The following is a 15,667-nucleotide window of genomic DNA, read 5'->3' on the forward strand; positions in this document are numbered from 1 at the left end:
CCCCCCCCCCCCCCCCCCCCCCCCCCCCCCCCCCACTCCACCCACACCACGCCAAACGAGATGGTAACGCAGGTCTCGTGGGCTCGGAGATGTGTATAAGAGACAGCTTTTCTTGTACTTCCTTATTTTCAATTATGGTCTCATTACTGCCATATTCAATTCCTTTAATCGCACACCAACTCTTGAGCACTTCAAAATTTGGCACAACCAAGGCAGAAGGAAACTTTCTGTTTTCGCCCAATACCATAATCTGTTCAATAAGTGGGGCTTCCTTAATCTTATTTTCAACCATCTGCGGGGCAACATATTTTCCTCCTGCAGTTTTAAACATCTCTTTTTTCCTATCTGTGATTTTCAGGTAACCATCAATCAGCTCTCCAATATCTCCTGTATGGAACCATCCTTCTTTATCAATGGTTTCACTCGTTAAATCTGGCCTGTTGTAATAGCCTTTCATTAAGTTATGTCCCCTTGTCAAAATCTCTCCATCTTCAGCTATTTTCACTTCTACGCCTTCAATTGGCTTGCCTACCGTGCCAAACATAATGGCATCAAAATGATTAACAGATATGACTGGCGAGGTTTCCGTTAATCCATATCCTTCAAAAACTGGCAATCCTGCAGCCCAGAATACCCTTGCCAAACGAGGATTCAGTGCCGCTCCTCCAGAAATAATCACTTTGATCTCTCCTCCCAAAGCCTCCTGCCATTTTTTAAAAACGAGCTTTCTTGCTATCCATAATTGTATATGGTACCACCAGCTCTTGTGCACATCATATTTTTCTGCCAATGCTAAAGACCAGAAAAATATGCCCTTTTTTAGGCCAGTCAATGCCTTCCCTTTCTCCACTATTTTATCATAGACTTTTTCCAACAGCCTAGGGACCGTTGAAAAACCACTAGGTTTCACAAATTGTATATCAGCAACAATTGTATCCATACTTTCGGCATAATAAACCGATATATTCAGGTAAGCGTATAGATAAGAGATCATCCTTTCAAAAATGTGGGAAAGCGGTAGGAAACTAAGCGCACTATGCACCTCGACAGGTAATAGAACTGCCGATTTTTTAAAATTCTGTACCAGATTATCGTGTGTAAGCATCACGCCTTTGGGTGTGCCCGTAGTTCCAGAAGTATAAATAATGGTCAGCACATCTTCCGGCAGAACAGCTTTCCTGTACTCTTCCAAATCAACATTAGTCACATTTTTCCCAATAGCTACCAATTCTTGCCAATGATTTGCTCCATTCACCTGATTATAGGTATAAATTTTTACTTCATGCTGAATTTCGGCACATACTTTTCTGATTTTTTCATACAACTGTTCATCAGCAACAAATACAATGGTAATTTCTGCATTCTCTATAATAAACTTGATATCATGTTCAGCAAGTGTTGGATACAGTGGAATTTGATAAGCACCCAACTGCATGATCGCATAGTCACAGATATTCCATTCCGGTCTATTTGGAGACATCACCGCTATCCTGTCGCCCTTACCAACATTTAAAGTGGTAAGGCCTTTACTTAAATGATCCGTTAATTCGCAAAACTCTACTGTACTATATTTATACCACTTTCCATTGATTTTGCCACTAATAAATTCTGGCTTGGAAAAATTTTCGAGATTATACTTTAATAGATCGAATACTCGTGTAACTGAAGCTGACATACGATTTGATTTATATTGGCTGTAACAATGAAAAACAACCTTTTAGGTTATAATTAGTATCTAAATTAATAATTTTTAATTGAAGTTTATATTATGCAAGCATAATTATTTTCACATTGTTCCTTCTATTTTTAAAACAAAAAAACAGCTGCTTTGTTGAGACTTTGGCAGAAAAGGCACAAAAGTTGTTAGGGAGTGCTTATATAAAACATCAATTTTTATTATATGAAAAAGTTAATTTTTACAATTATTGCAGGCGTTGCATTATTTACCGTGAATCTATCTAATGCAAATGCACAAGGTTATAAGACCGCCTTAGGTTTGGGTCTTGATTTTGGAAACGGTGCCACACTAGCAGGTCCTTCTATTAAACATTTTTTTAATGCTAATGGTGCTGGTCAAGCAGAAATCTTATTTGGGGGCAACAGTACCCGAGTACAAGCTTTCTATCAATACCATAGAGCCATCAATGGAGCATCTGGCCTTAAATGGTATGTAGGTGGAGGTCCGGGTTTAAACTTTTTTAGTGCCGGAGGATATAGCCACACCAATTTCTTATTAATTCCTCAAGCAGGTTTAGACTTTAAAATCCCGGGAGCACCGATACAAGCGGGTTTTGACTGGAGACCTACTGCTTGGATAGGAGACAATTCAGATTTTGAAGCAGGAAGATTTGGATTTGGATTTAGATTCACTTTCTAAACCAGCTCTACAATCAGAACAAAAAAAGGCAGCCTAAGGCTGCCTTTTTTTGTTCCTAAATACCTAGCCATCTTTTTCTAACAGCTAGTTGCAGTGGTGTGGCCACTTCATTTATCGTTGATTTTAAGCGAATATTTGGATTTTCCTTCAAGGTCAATGAAATTTCCCTTTCCAATCCATCTCTTTTCACCTTCAACACTAACACTTCTCCTATCTGTTTTTTACCTAGGGCAGGTAGTGTTTCCAAGGTTAAAGCAGGGTTTGGCAATTTCACATTTTTCATTTCGTCACCTATACTGCTACCATCGACAGCTAAAATTTCATCATTTACATTTAGTCCTTCTACCCATGCCGGAGAATTTCTTCTTACTGAAGAAACCGTAACGCTTTTAGCTGCGGTCAATGCAGCACCAGTGTAGGGTTTATTGGGTGTAGCATTTTCGGCAAGCACATCAATACCCGCATAAGCAAAATATTTGGCATACTCAATATCATCCGTTCCATCAATATACTTGGCCCAAAACTTGGTAAAGCTAATTCCGCTGATCTTTTCAACCATTGCTTTAAATTCAGCATCTGTGTAGCCTCTCTTCAATGTTTTACCCTCTAGGTACATTGCCTTCATCACATCGTCCAAACTCTTGTTACCCTTGGTCGCATTCGCAATTTCCAAATCCATTAAAAGTCCGATCACCTCTCCCTTACTATAATAAGAGATTGCACTATTTTTTGAGTTTTCATTTGGTCTATATCCTATAATCCATGCATCGAAACTAGAAGAAGATGCCGACTGTACCTTTGCACCAGGGGTATTCATAACCGTACCTATCCCCCCGAGTAAATCGGTTATACATGCCACTTCATTGGTAACACCAGCACGAATCAAAAGCTTGTTTTCATAATAAGAAGTAAAACCTTCAGCAGTCCAAAGATTGGTAGTATAGTTTTCATTATTATAGTCAAATGGCCCTAAAGCAATTGGACGTAATCTTTTAACATTCCATAAATGAAAATATTCATGCGCTACCAATGAAAGAAAAGCTTTATATCCTTTTTCAGTTCCATAGGCATTTCTTGATGCACCCAAAACTGTTGAATTCAAGTGTTCCAATCCACCACCAGCCTGCGCATAGTTATGCACAATAAAAGTATAGTGCTTATTGGGATTTTCACCAAAAATGGCAGTAGCCTGTTCTATTATTTTGGCCATATCTACCTTTAAACGTTCTTTATCATAGTTTCCACCACCGTACATCGCCACCTCATGCTTTACACCTGCTGCTGTAAAATCAAAAATATCCTGGTTGCCAACTTCTATCGGACTATCAAACAAGATATCAAAATCTGAAGCCCTATAGGTAAATTTCTGACCAGATACCGGCTCTAGCCCTGTACTTACCTTATTCCATTTACCATAAGGAATAATTTTAACTGTACTTGGGCTTTTCAACATCCCTTCAGGATACATAAATATACCAGCAGAAGACAAAAATGCATGTGATTCATCTATAAATGCTGTTCGTACCGATATTTCAAAGGCATAAACCCTATAATTCACTTTTAGGCTGTTTGCCTTTACGTTATGCACCCTCCAGGTATTCTTATTTACTTTTTCAGTCTTAACTGGTTTTCCATTTGCAGTTGCTGAAAATGCCTCTACATTTTTAGCGAACTCACGTACCAAATAAGAACCAGGGGTCCATACGGGCATTTTCAGATCCACATAATCTTTGGCATTGATGCCAACCATATTCATTTCTACTTCTGCATAATGTGCCTGAGGCTCCTTAAAAGAAATTTCAAAATCTATTTTCACTTGTGATTTAGCCGCCATTGTAACTGTAAGCAATAATGCTACTCCTAATATTAACTTTTTCATAAAAATCTGCAATCATTTTGCACAAAAATATAATTAAAAACCACTTTCCTCAATGTTAAACTAAGCATTAGGCTGTAACATAGTTAGTACATCTAATTATTGGTGAAACAATTAGATATTTTTGTGTGTATTGATTTTTGTTATTTTCATAAACCATTTATAAAACAAACGCTGTTATTTTAATTTTTTTCATGAAAAAAAGATATATAATCTACCTTATTTTGGCCATAGGCCTCGGCTATTTAGTGTACCATAGAATAACTGAGAACAAGAAATTAGACGCAGGAGGTGCGGGCAAGGGTTCCAAAGGCAAAGGTGGATCTGCTTTAAATGTAGACGGGATCATTGTAAAAAGCTCTAATTTTTCCAGCAACCTAGAAATTACGGGCAGTATAGAGGCCAATGAATCAATTACTTTGAGAAGCGAAGTTTCCGGATTGGTAACTGGTATATTTTTTAAAGAGGGGAGCAATGTTAGCAAGGGGGCCTTATTGGTAAAGATTAACGACAGGGATATTCAAGCACAACTGAAAGAAGCAATTACCAAAGAAAATCTTTCTGCCTCCAATGAGAACAGGGCTAAACAGCTTTTACAGAAAGGGGCAATTAGCCAAGAGGAATATGATACTTCCTTAGCCGAACTTCAAACCCTAAAATCACAAGTCCAGCTTATTAGGGCACAATTAGCTAAAACTACTATTATAGCTCCATTCAGTGGCAAGGTGGGTTTACGTTCCATTTCTGTTGGAGAATATCTAACGCCTAATGCCACCATTGCAAACCTACTGAGCACCAATCCTATAAAGATCAGTTTTTCGGTACCCGAGAAATATGTTTCTCAAATTAAGCACAATAGCAGCATTTCATTCAATGTAGATGGCAGTAACAAAACCTATAAGGGCAATATATTCGCCATTGAACCAGGCATTAACCAACAAACACGAACCCTCCAGTTGAAGGCATTGGCCGAAAATGCAAGTGGAGAATTATTACCCGGATCTTTTGCCAAAATCAAGCTAGCATTAACGACTATTAATGATGCCCTTCTTATCCCTACAGAAGCCGTAATACCGGTACTAAAAGGTAAAGTGGTTTATATCTCAAAAAATGGAAAAGCCCAACAAGTACCTATAGAGACGGGAACAAGGACAGCGGAAAAAATCTTAATTCTATCTGGACTTAGTATAGGAGATACCGTACTCACTACCGGAGCCATGGCACTGAAACCCGAAGCTGAAGTTAAAGTGAAAATAGCCAAAAACTAGTATTTATGAGTATCTCGACCACTAGTATAAAAAGGCCAGTTCTGGCTATTGTAATGAACCTCGTCATTATTCTTTTTGGAATAATCGGCTATAATTTTTTGGGCGTTAGGGAATATCCTTCTATCGATCCGACCATTATATCAGTGCGCACTTCTTATCCAGGGGCAAATTCTGACATCATAGAATCGCAAATTACCGAACCTTTAGAAAAGTCTATCAATTCTATTGACGGCATTAGAAATATTACTTCTTCGAGCAATCAAGGGACAAGCAACATTACCGTAGAGTTTAATTTAGGGAAAGATATTGACGAAGCGGCCAATGATGTAAGAGATAAGGTTTCTCAAGCTGCACGTAACCTGCCTAAGGACATCGATGGTTTACCAACCGTAAGCAAGGCTGATGCCAATTCGGATGCGATTATCTCTATGACCATACAAAGTGATAAGAGGAGTGTCACCGATTTAAGTGATTTTGCCGAAAACGTTATTGCCGACAGGATACAGACTATTCCAGGGGTAAGCAGCATGCAGATACAAGGGCAAAGAAGATATGCCATGCGTATCCGTATCGACCCTACCCGGCTAGCTTCCTATGGCCTAACTTCTCAAGATATTGTATCGGCCTTAGATAAAGAAAATGTAGAACTACCTTCTGGAAAACTCACTGGTGCTACTACCGAGCTGACGGTAAAAACTTTGGGAAAGCTGACAAATGCCAATGAATTCAATAACCTGATCATCAAAAATGACAGCAACAATGTAGTTAAACTGCAGGATGTTGCCTTTGCTGAAATTGGATCGGAAAATGAAGAAACTGTACTCAGGGAATCGGGAAAACCAATGGTTGCCATTGGCATTATCCCTCAACCAGGCGCCAATTATCTTGACATCAGCAAAGAGTTCTATAAAAGATTTGACAAGCTTCAAGCCGACATGCCTAGTGATATTAAGCTCAAAGTATCGTTAGACACTACCCAATTCATTAAAAGATCGGTAACCGAGGTGGCTGAAACCATTCTAATCTCTTTGGTTTTGGTAATTCTCATCATCTATCTCTTCTTTAGGGATTGGGGAATTGCCTTTAGACCTTTGATCGATATTCCGGTATCATTGGTCGCTACTTTTTTTATCATGTACATTTTTGGCTTTTCCATTAATGTACTCACCCTATTGGCTATCGTATTGGCAACAGGCCTTGTGGTTGACGATGGTATTGTGGTTACAGAAAACATCTTTAAAAAAGTAGAAGAAGGACTATCTCCCATAGAAGCTGCCATCAAAGGTTCAAATGAAATTTTCTTTGCCGTAATTTCTATTTCAATAACCTTAGCAGCTGTATTTTTACCCGTTATATTTCTACAGGGATTTGTTGGAAGGTTATTTAGAGAATTTGGAGTAGTAATTGGAGCGGCGGTACTCATATCCGCATTTGTTTCTTTAACGCTCACTCCAATGCTTAATGCTTACCTCATGAAAAAAGGAGGGCACAAACCTTCCAAATTTTATAACTTAACAGAGCCTTATTTCGTTAAACTGAATGAAAGCTATAAGACAAATCTAAATAAGTTTTTAAACCGCAGGTGGTTGGCCGCCCCTATCATTCTGGTTTGTGCAGGCTTAATCGCTCTTTTTTGGAATATCTTGCCCAAAGAAACTGCTCCTTACGACGATAGAAGTGCCATTAACATGAGTGTAAGCACTCCTGAAGGCTCTTCTTTTGCCTATACCGATAGGTTTATTATGAAGATCAACCAAATGGTCTTAGATTCTGTACCAGAAAAAAACGTGAATATTACCATTACCTCTCCTGGATTTGGAGGTGCCGGCTCCACGAATTCTGGATTTGTAAGAATGGGGCTAATAGATCCTGACAAGCGTGAAAGAAGCCAAAAGGAGATTGCCGATAACCTTACTAAAATAACCAAAAAATATACTGAGGGAAAGGTCACCGTAACGCAACAGCCCACCATTTCTGTAGGGAGAAGAGGTGGCTTGCCCATAAGTTATATTATACAGGCACAAAATTTCGAAAAGCTTCGTGAAAAAGTACCGATCTTTATGGAAGAGGTGGCGCAAAATCCCACGTTCACTACTTCAGATGTTAACTTAAAGTTTAACAAACCTGAAATCAACCTCACCATTGACAGGGACAAAGCCAAGAACCTTGGTGTTTCTATTGTAGACATTGCCCAGACTTTACAATTGGGATTAAGTGGACAGCGCTTCTCTTATTTCTTTATGAACGGGAAGCAATATCAGGTCATTGGCCAATTTGATGTGAGCAATAGAAAAGATCCTTTAGATTTAAGCTCAGTTTATGTACGCAATAACAAAGGCCAATTGATACAATTGGATAATCTGGTCAGCACCAGGGAAGAAAGCAGCCCGCCACAACTATATCGCAACAATCGATTCATTTCTGCTACTGTTTCTGCCGGATTGGCCCCAGGAAAAAGCATAGGCGATGGTATTGAAGCAATGGACAATATTGCCAAAAAGGTATTGGATGAAAGTTTTACTACAGACTTAAGTGGAGAATCAAGAGATTTTAAAGAAAGCTCGTCCAATACGCTGTTTGCTTTTAGTCTAGCCTTGTTACTGGTTTATCTTATTCTTGCTGCACAATTTGAAAGCTTTAAGGATCCAATTATTATTATACTTACTGTTCCAATGGCGGTAGCTGGTGCATTTCTATCCTTATGGCTATGTGGCCAGAGTTGGAACATTTTTAGTCAAATTGGCACCATTATGCTAATTGGACTGGTAACCAAGAATGGAATTTTAATCGTAGAATTTGCTAATCAATTAAAAGAACAAGGACATTCTGTACACGATGCCATTAGAGAGTCGGCAGTTTCTAGGCTACGTCCTATTTTAATGACCAGTTTGGCCATTGCCATTGGTGCACTACCCATAGCCATGGCATTAGGGGCTGCTGCAAAAAGCAGAATGAGCATGGGTACGGTAATTATTGGAGGTACGCTATTTTCATTAATCTTAACACTGTTTGTTATTCCAGCTATATACTCCCTATGGTCTAAGGAATATAAAGAAAATACGGACCTAAAAAGATCATTGGAAGCGGCATTGGCCGATGAAACCGCTCAAAAAAGTTAATGGATTAACCACATGGATATCAAGCATTATATATACACCATAATTGTTGCATTTTTATTCAGTGCATCAAACTCTCATGCACAAGAGAAATTAACTTTGCAGGAAGCAATATCTATTGCGCTTAAGAACAACTATGACATTAAACTCATTAAGAACGATGTAGCAGTTGCCAAGAACAATGCAAATTTGGGTAATGCTGGCATGCTACCTGTTGTTGCCGGAAGTTTTAATACTGGCGGCAGTAGACAAAATACTGTTCAAACCCAAGCTAGTGGTACCCAACGCATAATAAATGGTGCCAGAAACAGCAACTTAGGTTATGGCATTGGCTTAGATTGGACCATTTTTGATGGGTTTAGTATGTTCGCCAATTACGAAAGACTTAAAGCCTTAGAAAAACAGGGCGAAAAAAGTGCCACTTTGCAAATTTTGACGACTATTACGGATGTGCTTACGGCCTATTATAACTTATCCAAGCAGCAACAACTTGTTGCCGCCGCAGATAGTACGATCAACATTTCAAATCTGCGTTTAAGAATCAGCGATAATAAGCTAAAGATTGGTCGTGGTTCCAAATTAGATGTGCTTGCCGCTCAGGTAGATTATAATAGCGATACTTCTACCTACCTTCAACAGAAAAGCCTCCTTAACAATTATAGGGTAGTACTCAATCAGTTATTGGCCAGGGATCTAAACCTGAATTTTTCGGTAGAAAATGATTTTGAGATTGAAAATAATCTAATTTATACAGATCTAGTCTCACAAGCAGAGCTATTAAATCCTGCCCTTCAAAATGCCATTTTAGATAAAAAAATAGCCGAGCTGACCCTCAAGCAGGTACAAGGTAATCGATATCCGCAAATTAGTGTAAACAGTGGCTATGATTTTAATAAAAGTTCCTCTCCTACGGGCTTCAATACCCAATTCAGAGCACATGGCTTCAGTTATGGCCTTACGGCAAGCATCAATATTTTCAATGGTTTTTTACAGCGTCAAAATGAGAGAAATGCAAAAATCAACATCAGCTCTGCTAATTTACAACTCGACAAAACAAAGCAAAATTTGATCGCACAGCTCACCAACGACTATCAAAATTATACCACATTCATAGAACTGGCAAAATTAGAAAGAGGAAATATCGAAATTGCCAACCAAAATTTAGATATTACCTTAGAAAAATATCGTTTGGGAAGTATTACTCCATTAGAATTAAGGGAAGCACAAAAAAATGCCATTGACGCCAATAACAGGTACCTCGAAATGAAATATCAGGCTAAATTGGCAGAAATTTATCTAAAACAGATCAGCGGGACATTAAATTTGCAATAATTTTTTATTTTAGTGCATGATTTTAGTTGCAGATAGCGGATCATCCAAAACTGATTGGATGGCACATGGTATAAACCAAACACTTTCTTTCAGTACACAAGGCATTAACCCTTATTTTGTTAATGCACAGGACGTAGTCAGAATTCTTTCTAAAAACAAAGACTTGGCAGCCCATGCTAGTGTTGTTAAGGAAGTCTACTTTTTTGGCGCAGGTTGTTCTACTCCCGATAAAAATGAGATCATTTCCAATGGCTTATCTGCCTTCTTTAAAAATGCCTATATCAGTGTAGATCATGATTTAATGGGTTCTGCTTATGCTACATGTGGCGACAAAAAAGGTCTTGCCTGCATTTTGGGTACCGGCTCAAACATTGCTTACTATGACGGTGTAAATGTATTCAGTGGTAGACATGGTCTTGGCTATATTTTGGGTGATGAGGGTTCTGGCACCTATTTTGGGCGTAAAGTATTGACCTCCTATCTATACAAGACTATGCCCACAGATTTAAGGGAGCTATTTGTCGAAACTTTTGAGGTAAATAGAGATATAGTGGTAGAAAACATCTACCAAAAACCATTTCCCAACTCTTACCTTGCCAGCTTTAGCAGATTTATGGTTCGCCATAAGCAGCATCCATTTATACAGAAAATATTAAGAGATGGTTTTCAAGAATTTATTGATACCAATGTAAAAAGTTATAAAAACTATAAAACCCTTGAATGTAACTTTGTGGGATCGATTAGTTATTACTACCAAGAAGAGCTAAGGGCAGTTTTTGCAGAAAACCAACTTAAGATAGGTAAAACACTACAGAAACCTATTGAGGGAATTTTTGAATACATCCTAAAAAGGGAAGGTATTCTAGAGGAGGCAAATTAAAAGATAAGCTTATTGAAGTTCTTCTTTTCTACTTTGCTTACGCTTATCGTGTACCTTCTTTAAGCCATAGGCCACACCTGCTGCAATAAGAATACTAGCCCCTCCATCAATAGGTAGATCAGGATCCTGGCATGGCGGCGGGCAACCTGGATCAGGATCTGGATCCTGAGCAATTACAGAAGTATTATAAAAAAATGCTAAACCAACTAAAAAAAACGTTCTATAGATTGTCTTTATTACGCTATACCTCACAAATGCCTAATTAAATTTTTTGCTTTAATAAACGAGTACCTTTTAAACCCCATTAATATATTGCAATTATACCAGTTTTTAGCGTAAAAAAGAATTTTTTTTCAGCAAATTATCTTTTACACCCCTATATTTCAATTTATTACAAACTCCATAATTAATTTTTCAGAAAGTATTTAACTCCCTTGAATTTAAAAATGAACATTAAGGTATTGATTAATATGCGGCTTTATAATTAATATTAATATCAAATCTAAATACTTCTCCTTTTTTTACCTCTACTACGGCTATTTGCCCTTCTCCATTAAAAGTATTGGCAAAATAACCTCCTTCTGGTTCTTGTGTAAAAATAGAATAAAATCCAGGTGCTAAGCTCGCTTCATAGTATCCTTTTTTATTTGAAATAATGGTCTTCACCAACTTCGTTTTAATCTCTGTAAACAATGGCGCCATACCTATTGCTTGTTTAAAACTGGTTACTTCATAGATGCTTATCTTTCTTTGTACAGTTGCCCCGCTGTTTCTTGGTTCATCAGGAGAAGGCATCTGATTCCCTGCCAACCAACGTACATTTCCATAAATTCCTTGATTGATTTTAGGCTTAGCTTCATTTTGTAATGCACAACTCATAAATAGTATAGCCAAGCATAAAAATGCTATTTTTTTAATGTAATTCATGCTAATTATGCTTAAAATTGCGCCTTAAATTAATCATTTATTTAGATTTATTAAAAATATGCTAAATAGCTTTAAAAAGTACACTTTTGTATTCAAATGCCTTATCATCTTATCTTTTTCATCTATTAAGATTTATGCTCAGGTTAACCAAACGAATGTAGCCTTTTTAAAGGAAAACGCTATTCAATTAGAAAAAACAGAGACCAATAAGCGTACAAAAGCACTTGCACTGGCTCAAGAAAAAGGTTGGGAAACATTTGGTCTTACCAAAGATGGTAAAGTATTCGCGCTATATGGCGTAGATGATTTAGGCATGCCCCTCTATAAAATTACAGAGAACAACATCATTTCTGCCGCTACGATCAATACCAACAAACTTTATACAGGAGGTTCATTAGGATTAAATCTAAATGGAAGCACTATGCCCAATGATAAGGTTGCCATTTGGGATGGAGGCGCAGTTTTAACTTCCCACGTAGAGTTCCCTAACCAAAAAGTTGAAATAAAAGATGGGGTGACCACTACCTCTACCCATGCTACCCACGTGGCAGGCACCATTGCGGCCATGGGTAATTACCAAAATGCCCGGGGGATGGCTTATGGCTTACCAAAACTGCTGTCCTTTGACTTTAACAACGACAATGCTGAAATGTCCAATTATGCGGCTTCTCTTTTATTATCCAATCACTCTTATGGTTCTATTGCTGGATGGTATGAAAATACAGGTACGACACCTAGCAGATGGGAATTTAGAGGCCAGGCAGGAGAAAATGAGGATTACAAGTTTGGCTATTATAGCAGTGATGCCCAAGAATGGGATCGGATCTGTTACAACGCACCGTACTATCTGCCTGTAAAGTCTGCGGGAAACTATAGGTCGAGTAATGGGCCTGCTGTAGGACAAACTTATTATAGGTTCAATACAAGCGGAAGTTTAGTAAATGCAGGAGCACGTCCTGAAGGGATCTCCAGCAATGATGGCTATGATATTTTAGGCACTTATTCTGTGGCAAAGAATATTATGACCGTAGCAGCAGTAAACCCATTGCCCTATGGTACCGTTACCCCAAGTGATATTACAATTTCCTCATTCAGCGCTTGGGGACCTACAGACGATGGAAGAATAAAGCCCGATATTTCTGCTGATGGGGTAGATGTAACTTCTACCAGTAATGCCGGTCCAAATGCCTACACCACCTATTCTGGAACTTCCATGTCAGCGCCCAGCGTAACGGGCTCTTTGGTACTGTTACAAGAGCTTTATTACCAAAAATATAATGCTTTTATGAGATCGTCTACCTTAAAAGCATTAACCTTAGGTACTGCAAGTGAAGCTGGGCCCTATGCTGGTCCTGACTATATTTATGGATGGGGACTAATGAATACCGAAAATGCTGCAAAGGCTATCTTAAATAAAGACCATAAAAGCATAATATCAGAACTCTCCTTAATACAGGGAGCGACCCAAACAATTAATGTAGTCGCCTCGGGAGATGGTCCTATTATTGCTACCATCTGTTGGACAGATCCAGAAATTGACGTTATTCCTGTAGCAAATGCACTAAACAATCGCACGCTTAGGTTAGTTAATGATCTAGACATAAGAGCGAGCGCTGGAAGCAGCACTTATTTCCCCTGGATCTTAAACCCATCAAATCCTGGTGCACCTGCGAGTAAAGGCGATAATTTTAGAGATAATGTTGAGCAGATCTATATAGAAGATGCAGTACCTGGCAAAACCTATACTTTTACCATTAGCCACAAAGGAACCCTACAAAGGGGAGGGCAGGCTTTTTCTATCGTTATTACAGGTGTGGGGGGAAATGCTTACTGCGCTTCAAATCCACTTTCATCCAACGATTCTAAGATCACCAATTTTAAATTGGCCAATATTGACCATAGCCCAACCAACAATTGTAGTTCGTACAATAACTTTACCTATAAAACCATTGAACTTGAAAAAGGGAAAACATATCCATTGAATATTGCTTTAGGCTCTTGCGGAGGTAATTTTAACAAAATAGCTAAAGTATATATAGATTGGAATAGTGACGGTGATTTTAACGACACAAATGAACTTGTAGCCACGAGTCAAACTATAAATGGGAATGAAATATTCGCCGCTAATATTACAGTTCCTGTCAGTATTAATACCAATAATTTTTCCCTATTAAGGGTAGTGCTTAACGAAACCAATGATCCCAATACCGTGAACTCATGCGGCACTTATCCCAAAGGGGAAACCCAAGATTACAGGATCAAATTCCTCAACCCAGCTAGTGATGTAGGTATAACATCTATTCTTGATCCATTAACCAATTGTGCAAATCCTCAACAAACTGTTAGTGTAATCATTAGAAATTTTGGCACCCAAGCCATATCTACAATCCCTGTTACAGTATCCGTTAAAGACGGAACCAATACCGTTGCCACATTTAATGGTATTTATAGCAATACCATTAAGCCATCTGAAGAAAGAGAATTTACACTTCCAGGTTATTATCATGCAGAAAGTGGGAAAGTTTATGCCATAAGTGCCAAAACTACATTAAATACAGATCCAATTGTGGCAAATGATGAAACTAAACGTAATATTCAATTTAGCCTCCCCTCAAACATTAATGGTGATGCCGCTGCTTATTATTGTGATAATAGTAAAAAATATACACTATCTGCCAGTGGTGAGGGCACTGTATTTTGGTACAAGAATGAGACCGATGCGGCTCCTATAGCTTATGGAAATGAAATTAGCACTACAGAGAAACCTACAGATAAGAATTTTTATGCAGGATTAAATGAATATAAAGGTTCTTTAGGTCCAAAAAACAAATATGAAACCAGGCTAGGCAGTGGTACATACCTTCAAACCAACATAGGCGTTAACGTACGTACTTTTGCCCCAGTTATTTTAGAAAGTGCCCGTTTATACATTGGAAATTCTGGAACTATACGATTTTATGTGGTGAACAATAATGGTATAGAAGTATCTAGTTCTACAGTGAAAGTTACGGCAACAAGATCAAACCCTGCTCCAGGCATAACCGAAGATGACCTGAGCGATCAAGGACAAATCTATGTGCTCAATTTAAAATTCCCATCAGCTGGCAATTATAGTATATATACAAGTTATGAGGATGATGCTACTATTTTCAGAAACAGTACTGCACCAAGATCTATTTATCCCCTCAGCTCTGAATTAGATATCTTTAATATTATTGGGAACAACGCAAGTACCCCTTATGCATATTATTACTATTTCTATGACATTACCGTAAAAGCATTGGGTTGTCCTTCTACGCAAAGAATAGCTGCACCTTTATCTCAAATTAATATTACCAGAAATGGCGATGAGCTTTTATCTAACATTGACACAGGAAATCAATGGTATATCAACGGTGAAAAGATAGAAGGCGCTACTTTGCAAAAATACAAACCTACCAAAGGAGGAAAGTATCGTGTAGAAGCCTCTCCTGCTTCTGGTTGTACGATGGTATCTACTGAATTCATGTTCCTCTTGTCTGATCCCACAAATGAGAATGAGATTAAATTGAAGATTTTCCCAATTCCAACCATAAAAGATATCACTATTGCCTTTGAAATAGAAAAAGAGAGCAATGTATCTATAACCATCCTAAATACGCTAGGTCAAAAGATTTATCAAGAAAACAAAGGAAAATATAAAGGTAAATACCTAAATAGTTTAAATGTGAACACTTTTACCAGCGGTGTATATATCTGTCTCTTATACACATCTCCGAGCCCACGAGACCTGCGTTACCATCTCGTATGCCGTCTTATGCTTTAAAAAAGGGGGGGGGGGGGGGGGGGGGGGGGGGGGGGGGGGGGGGGGGGGGGGGGGGGGGGGGGGGGGGGGGGGGGGGGGGGGGGGGG

At 38.5% G+C, this 15,667-nt stretch carries 10 protein-coding genes; 6 read left to right on the top strand and 4 right to left on the bottom strand.

Features of this window, described 5'->3' with window-relative positions; translation table 11 throughout:
- Window positions 1-1,675 (bottom strand): long-chain fatty acid--CoA ligase (locus tag JHD79_RS21040; protein ID WP_199121331.1); only part of this gene is annotated, 1,675 nt, incomplete at its 3' end.
- A 225-nt stretch (window positions 1,676-1,900) separates the two neighbouring features.
- Here JHD79_RS21040 and JHD79_RS21045 point away from each other — a divergent pair.
- The gene (locus JHD79_RS21045) at window positions 1,901-2,377 is read left to right on the top strand and encodes a hypothetical protein (protein ID WP_199121332.1); all 477 of its coding nucleotides are present in this window, start codon (window positions 1,901-1,903) and stop codon (window positions 2,375-2,377) included.
- Between the two features lie 55 nt (window positions 2,378-2,432).
- On the opposite strand, the gene JHD79_RS21050 is transcribed toward JHD79_RS21045, so the two are convergent.
- A complete protein-coding gene (locus JHD79_RS21050) occupies window positions 2,433-4,256 on the bottom strand; it encodes a M61 family metallopeptidase (protein ID WP_233164817.1) in 1,824 nt (607 codons plus the stop codon).
- 191 nt (window positions 4,257-4,447) lie between these two features.
- Here JHD79_RS21050 and JHD79_RS21055 point away from each other — a divergent pair, with 191 nt between their 5' ends.
- From JHD79_RS21055 to JHD79_RS21070, 4 genes are read left to right on the top strand one after another with little or no spacing between them, the layout of a single operon-like run.
- Window positions 4,448-5,521, top strand: coding sequence for an efflux RND transporter periplasmic adaptor subunit (locus JHD79_RS21055; RefSeq protein WP_199121333.1), 1,074 nt, complete (start codon window positions 4,448-4,450; stop codon window positions 5,519-5,521).
- A gap of 5 nt (window positions 5,522-5,526) precedes the next feature.
- The gene (locus JHD79_RS21060) at window positions 5,527-8,640 is read left to right on the top strand and encodes an efflux RND transporter permease subunit (protein WP_199121334.1); all 3,114 of its coding nucleotides are present in this window, start codon (window positions 5,527-5,529) and stop codon (window positions 8,638-8,640) included.
- Window positions 8,641-8,652: 12 nt separating this feature from the next.
- The gene (locus JHD79_RS21065; protein ID WP_199121335.1) at window positions 8,653-9,969 is read left to right on the top strand and encodes a TolC family protein; all 1,317 of its coding nucleotides are present in this window, start codon (window positions 8,653-8,655) and stop codon (window positions 9,967-9,969) included.
- Window positions 9,970-9,985: 16 nt separating this feature from the next.
- Window positions 9,986-10,849, top strand: a complete 864-nt coding sequence (locus JHD79_RS21070) for an N-acetylglucosamine kinase (RefSeq protein WP_199121336.1) — start codon at window positions 9,986-9,988, stop codon at window positions 10,847-10,849.
- Window positions 10,850-10,858: 9 nt separating this feature from the next.
- On the opposite strand, the gene JHD79_RS21075 is transcribed toward JHD79_RS21070, so the two are convergent.
- Together JHD79_RS21075 and JHD79_RS21080 are read right to left on the bottom strand one after the other, a co-directional pair.
- Window positions 10,859-11,101 carry a PID-CTERM protein-sorting domain-containing protein gene (locus tag JHD79_RS21075; protein ID WP_199121337.1) on the bottom strand — a complete coding sequence of 81 codons (243 nt, stop codon included), beginning with the start codon at window positions 11,099-11,101 and terminating at the stop codon, window positions 10,859-10,861.
- A gap of 213 nt (window positions 11,102-11,314) precedes the next feature.
- Window positions 11,315-11,776: a hypothetical protein gene (locus tag JHD79_RS21080; RefSeq protein WP_199121338.1), complete on the bottom strand. Its 462-nt coding sequence runs from the start codon at window positions 11,774-11,776 to the stop codon at window positions 11,315-11,317.
- 58 nt (window positions 11,777-11,834) lie between these two features.
- Between JHD79_RS21080 and JHD79_RS21085 the strand changes: the two genes are divergently transcribed.
- The gene (locus JHD79_RS21085; protein WP_199121339.1) at window positions 11,835-15,581 is read left to right on the top strand and encodes a S8 family serine peptidase; all 3,747 of its coding nucleotides are present in this window, start codon (window positions 11,835-11,837) and stop codon (window positions 15,579-15,581) included.
- Window positions 15,582-15,667 lie beyond the last annotated feature (86 nt).

Source organism: Pedobacter sp. ASV28 (assembly GCF_016428855.1).
Lineage (GTDB): Bacteria > Bacteroidota > Bacteroidia > Sphingobacteriales > Sphingobacteriaceae > Pedobacter.

Coding starts and splice junctions, on each gene's coding strand:
- JHD79_RS21045 (WP_199121332.1), top strand. CDS start 1,901: ATGAAAAAGTTAATTTTTACAATTATTGCAGGCGTTGCATTATTTACC.
- JHD79_RS21050 (WP_233164817.1), bottom strand. CDS start 4,256: ATGAAAAAGTTAATATTAGGAGTAGCATTATTGCTTACAGTTACAATG.
- JHD79_RS21055 (WP_199121333.1), top strand. CDS start 4,448: ATGAAAAAAAGATATATAATCTACCTTATTTTGGCCATAGGCCTCGGC.
- JHD79_RS21060 (WP_199121334.1), top strand. CDS start 5,527: ATGAGTATCTCGACCACTAGTATAAAAAGGCCAGTTCTGGCTATTGTA.
- JHD79_RS21065 (WP_199121335.1), top strand. CDS start 8,653: ATGGATATCAAGCATTATATATACACCATAATTGTTGCATTTTTATTC.
- JHD79_RS21070 (WP_199121336.1), top strand. CDS start 9,986: ATGATTTTAGTTGCAGATAGCGGATCATCCAAAACTGATTGGATGGCA.
- JHD79_RS21080 (WP_199121338.1), bottom strand. CDS start 11,776: ATGAATTACATTAAAAAAATAGCATTTTTATGCTTGGCTATACTATTT.
- JHD79_RS21085 (WP_199121339.1), top strand. CDS start 11,835: ATGCTAAATAGCTTTAAAAAGTACACTTTTGTATTCAAATGCCTTATC.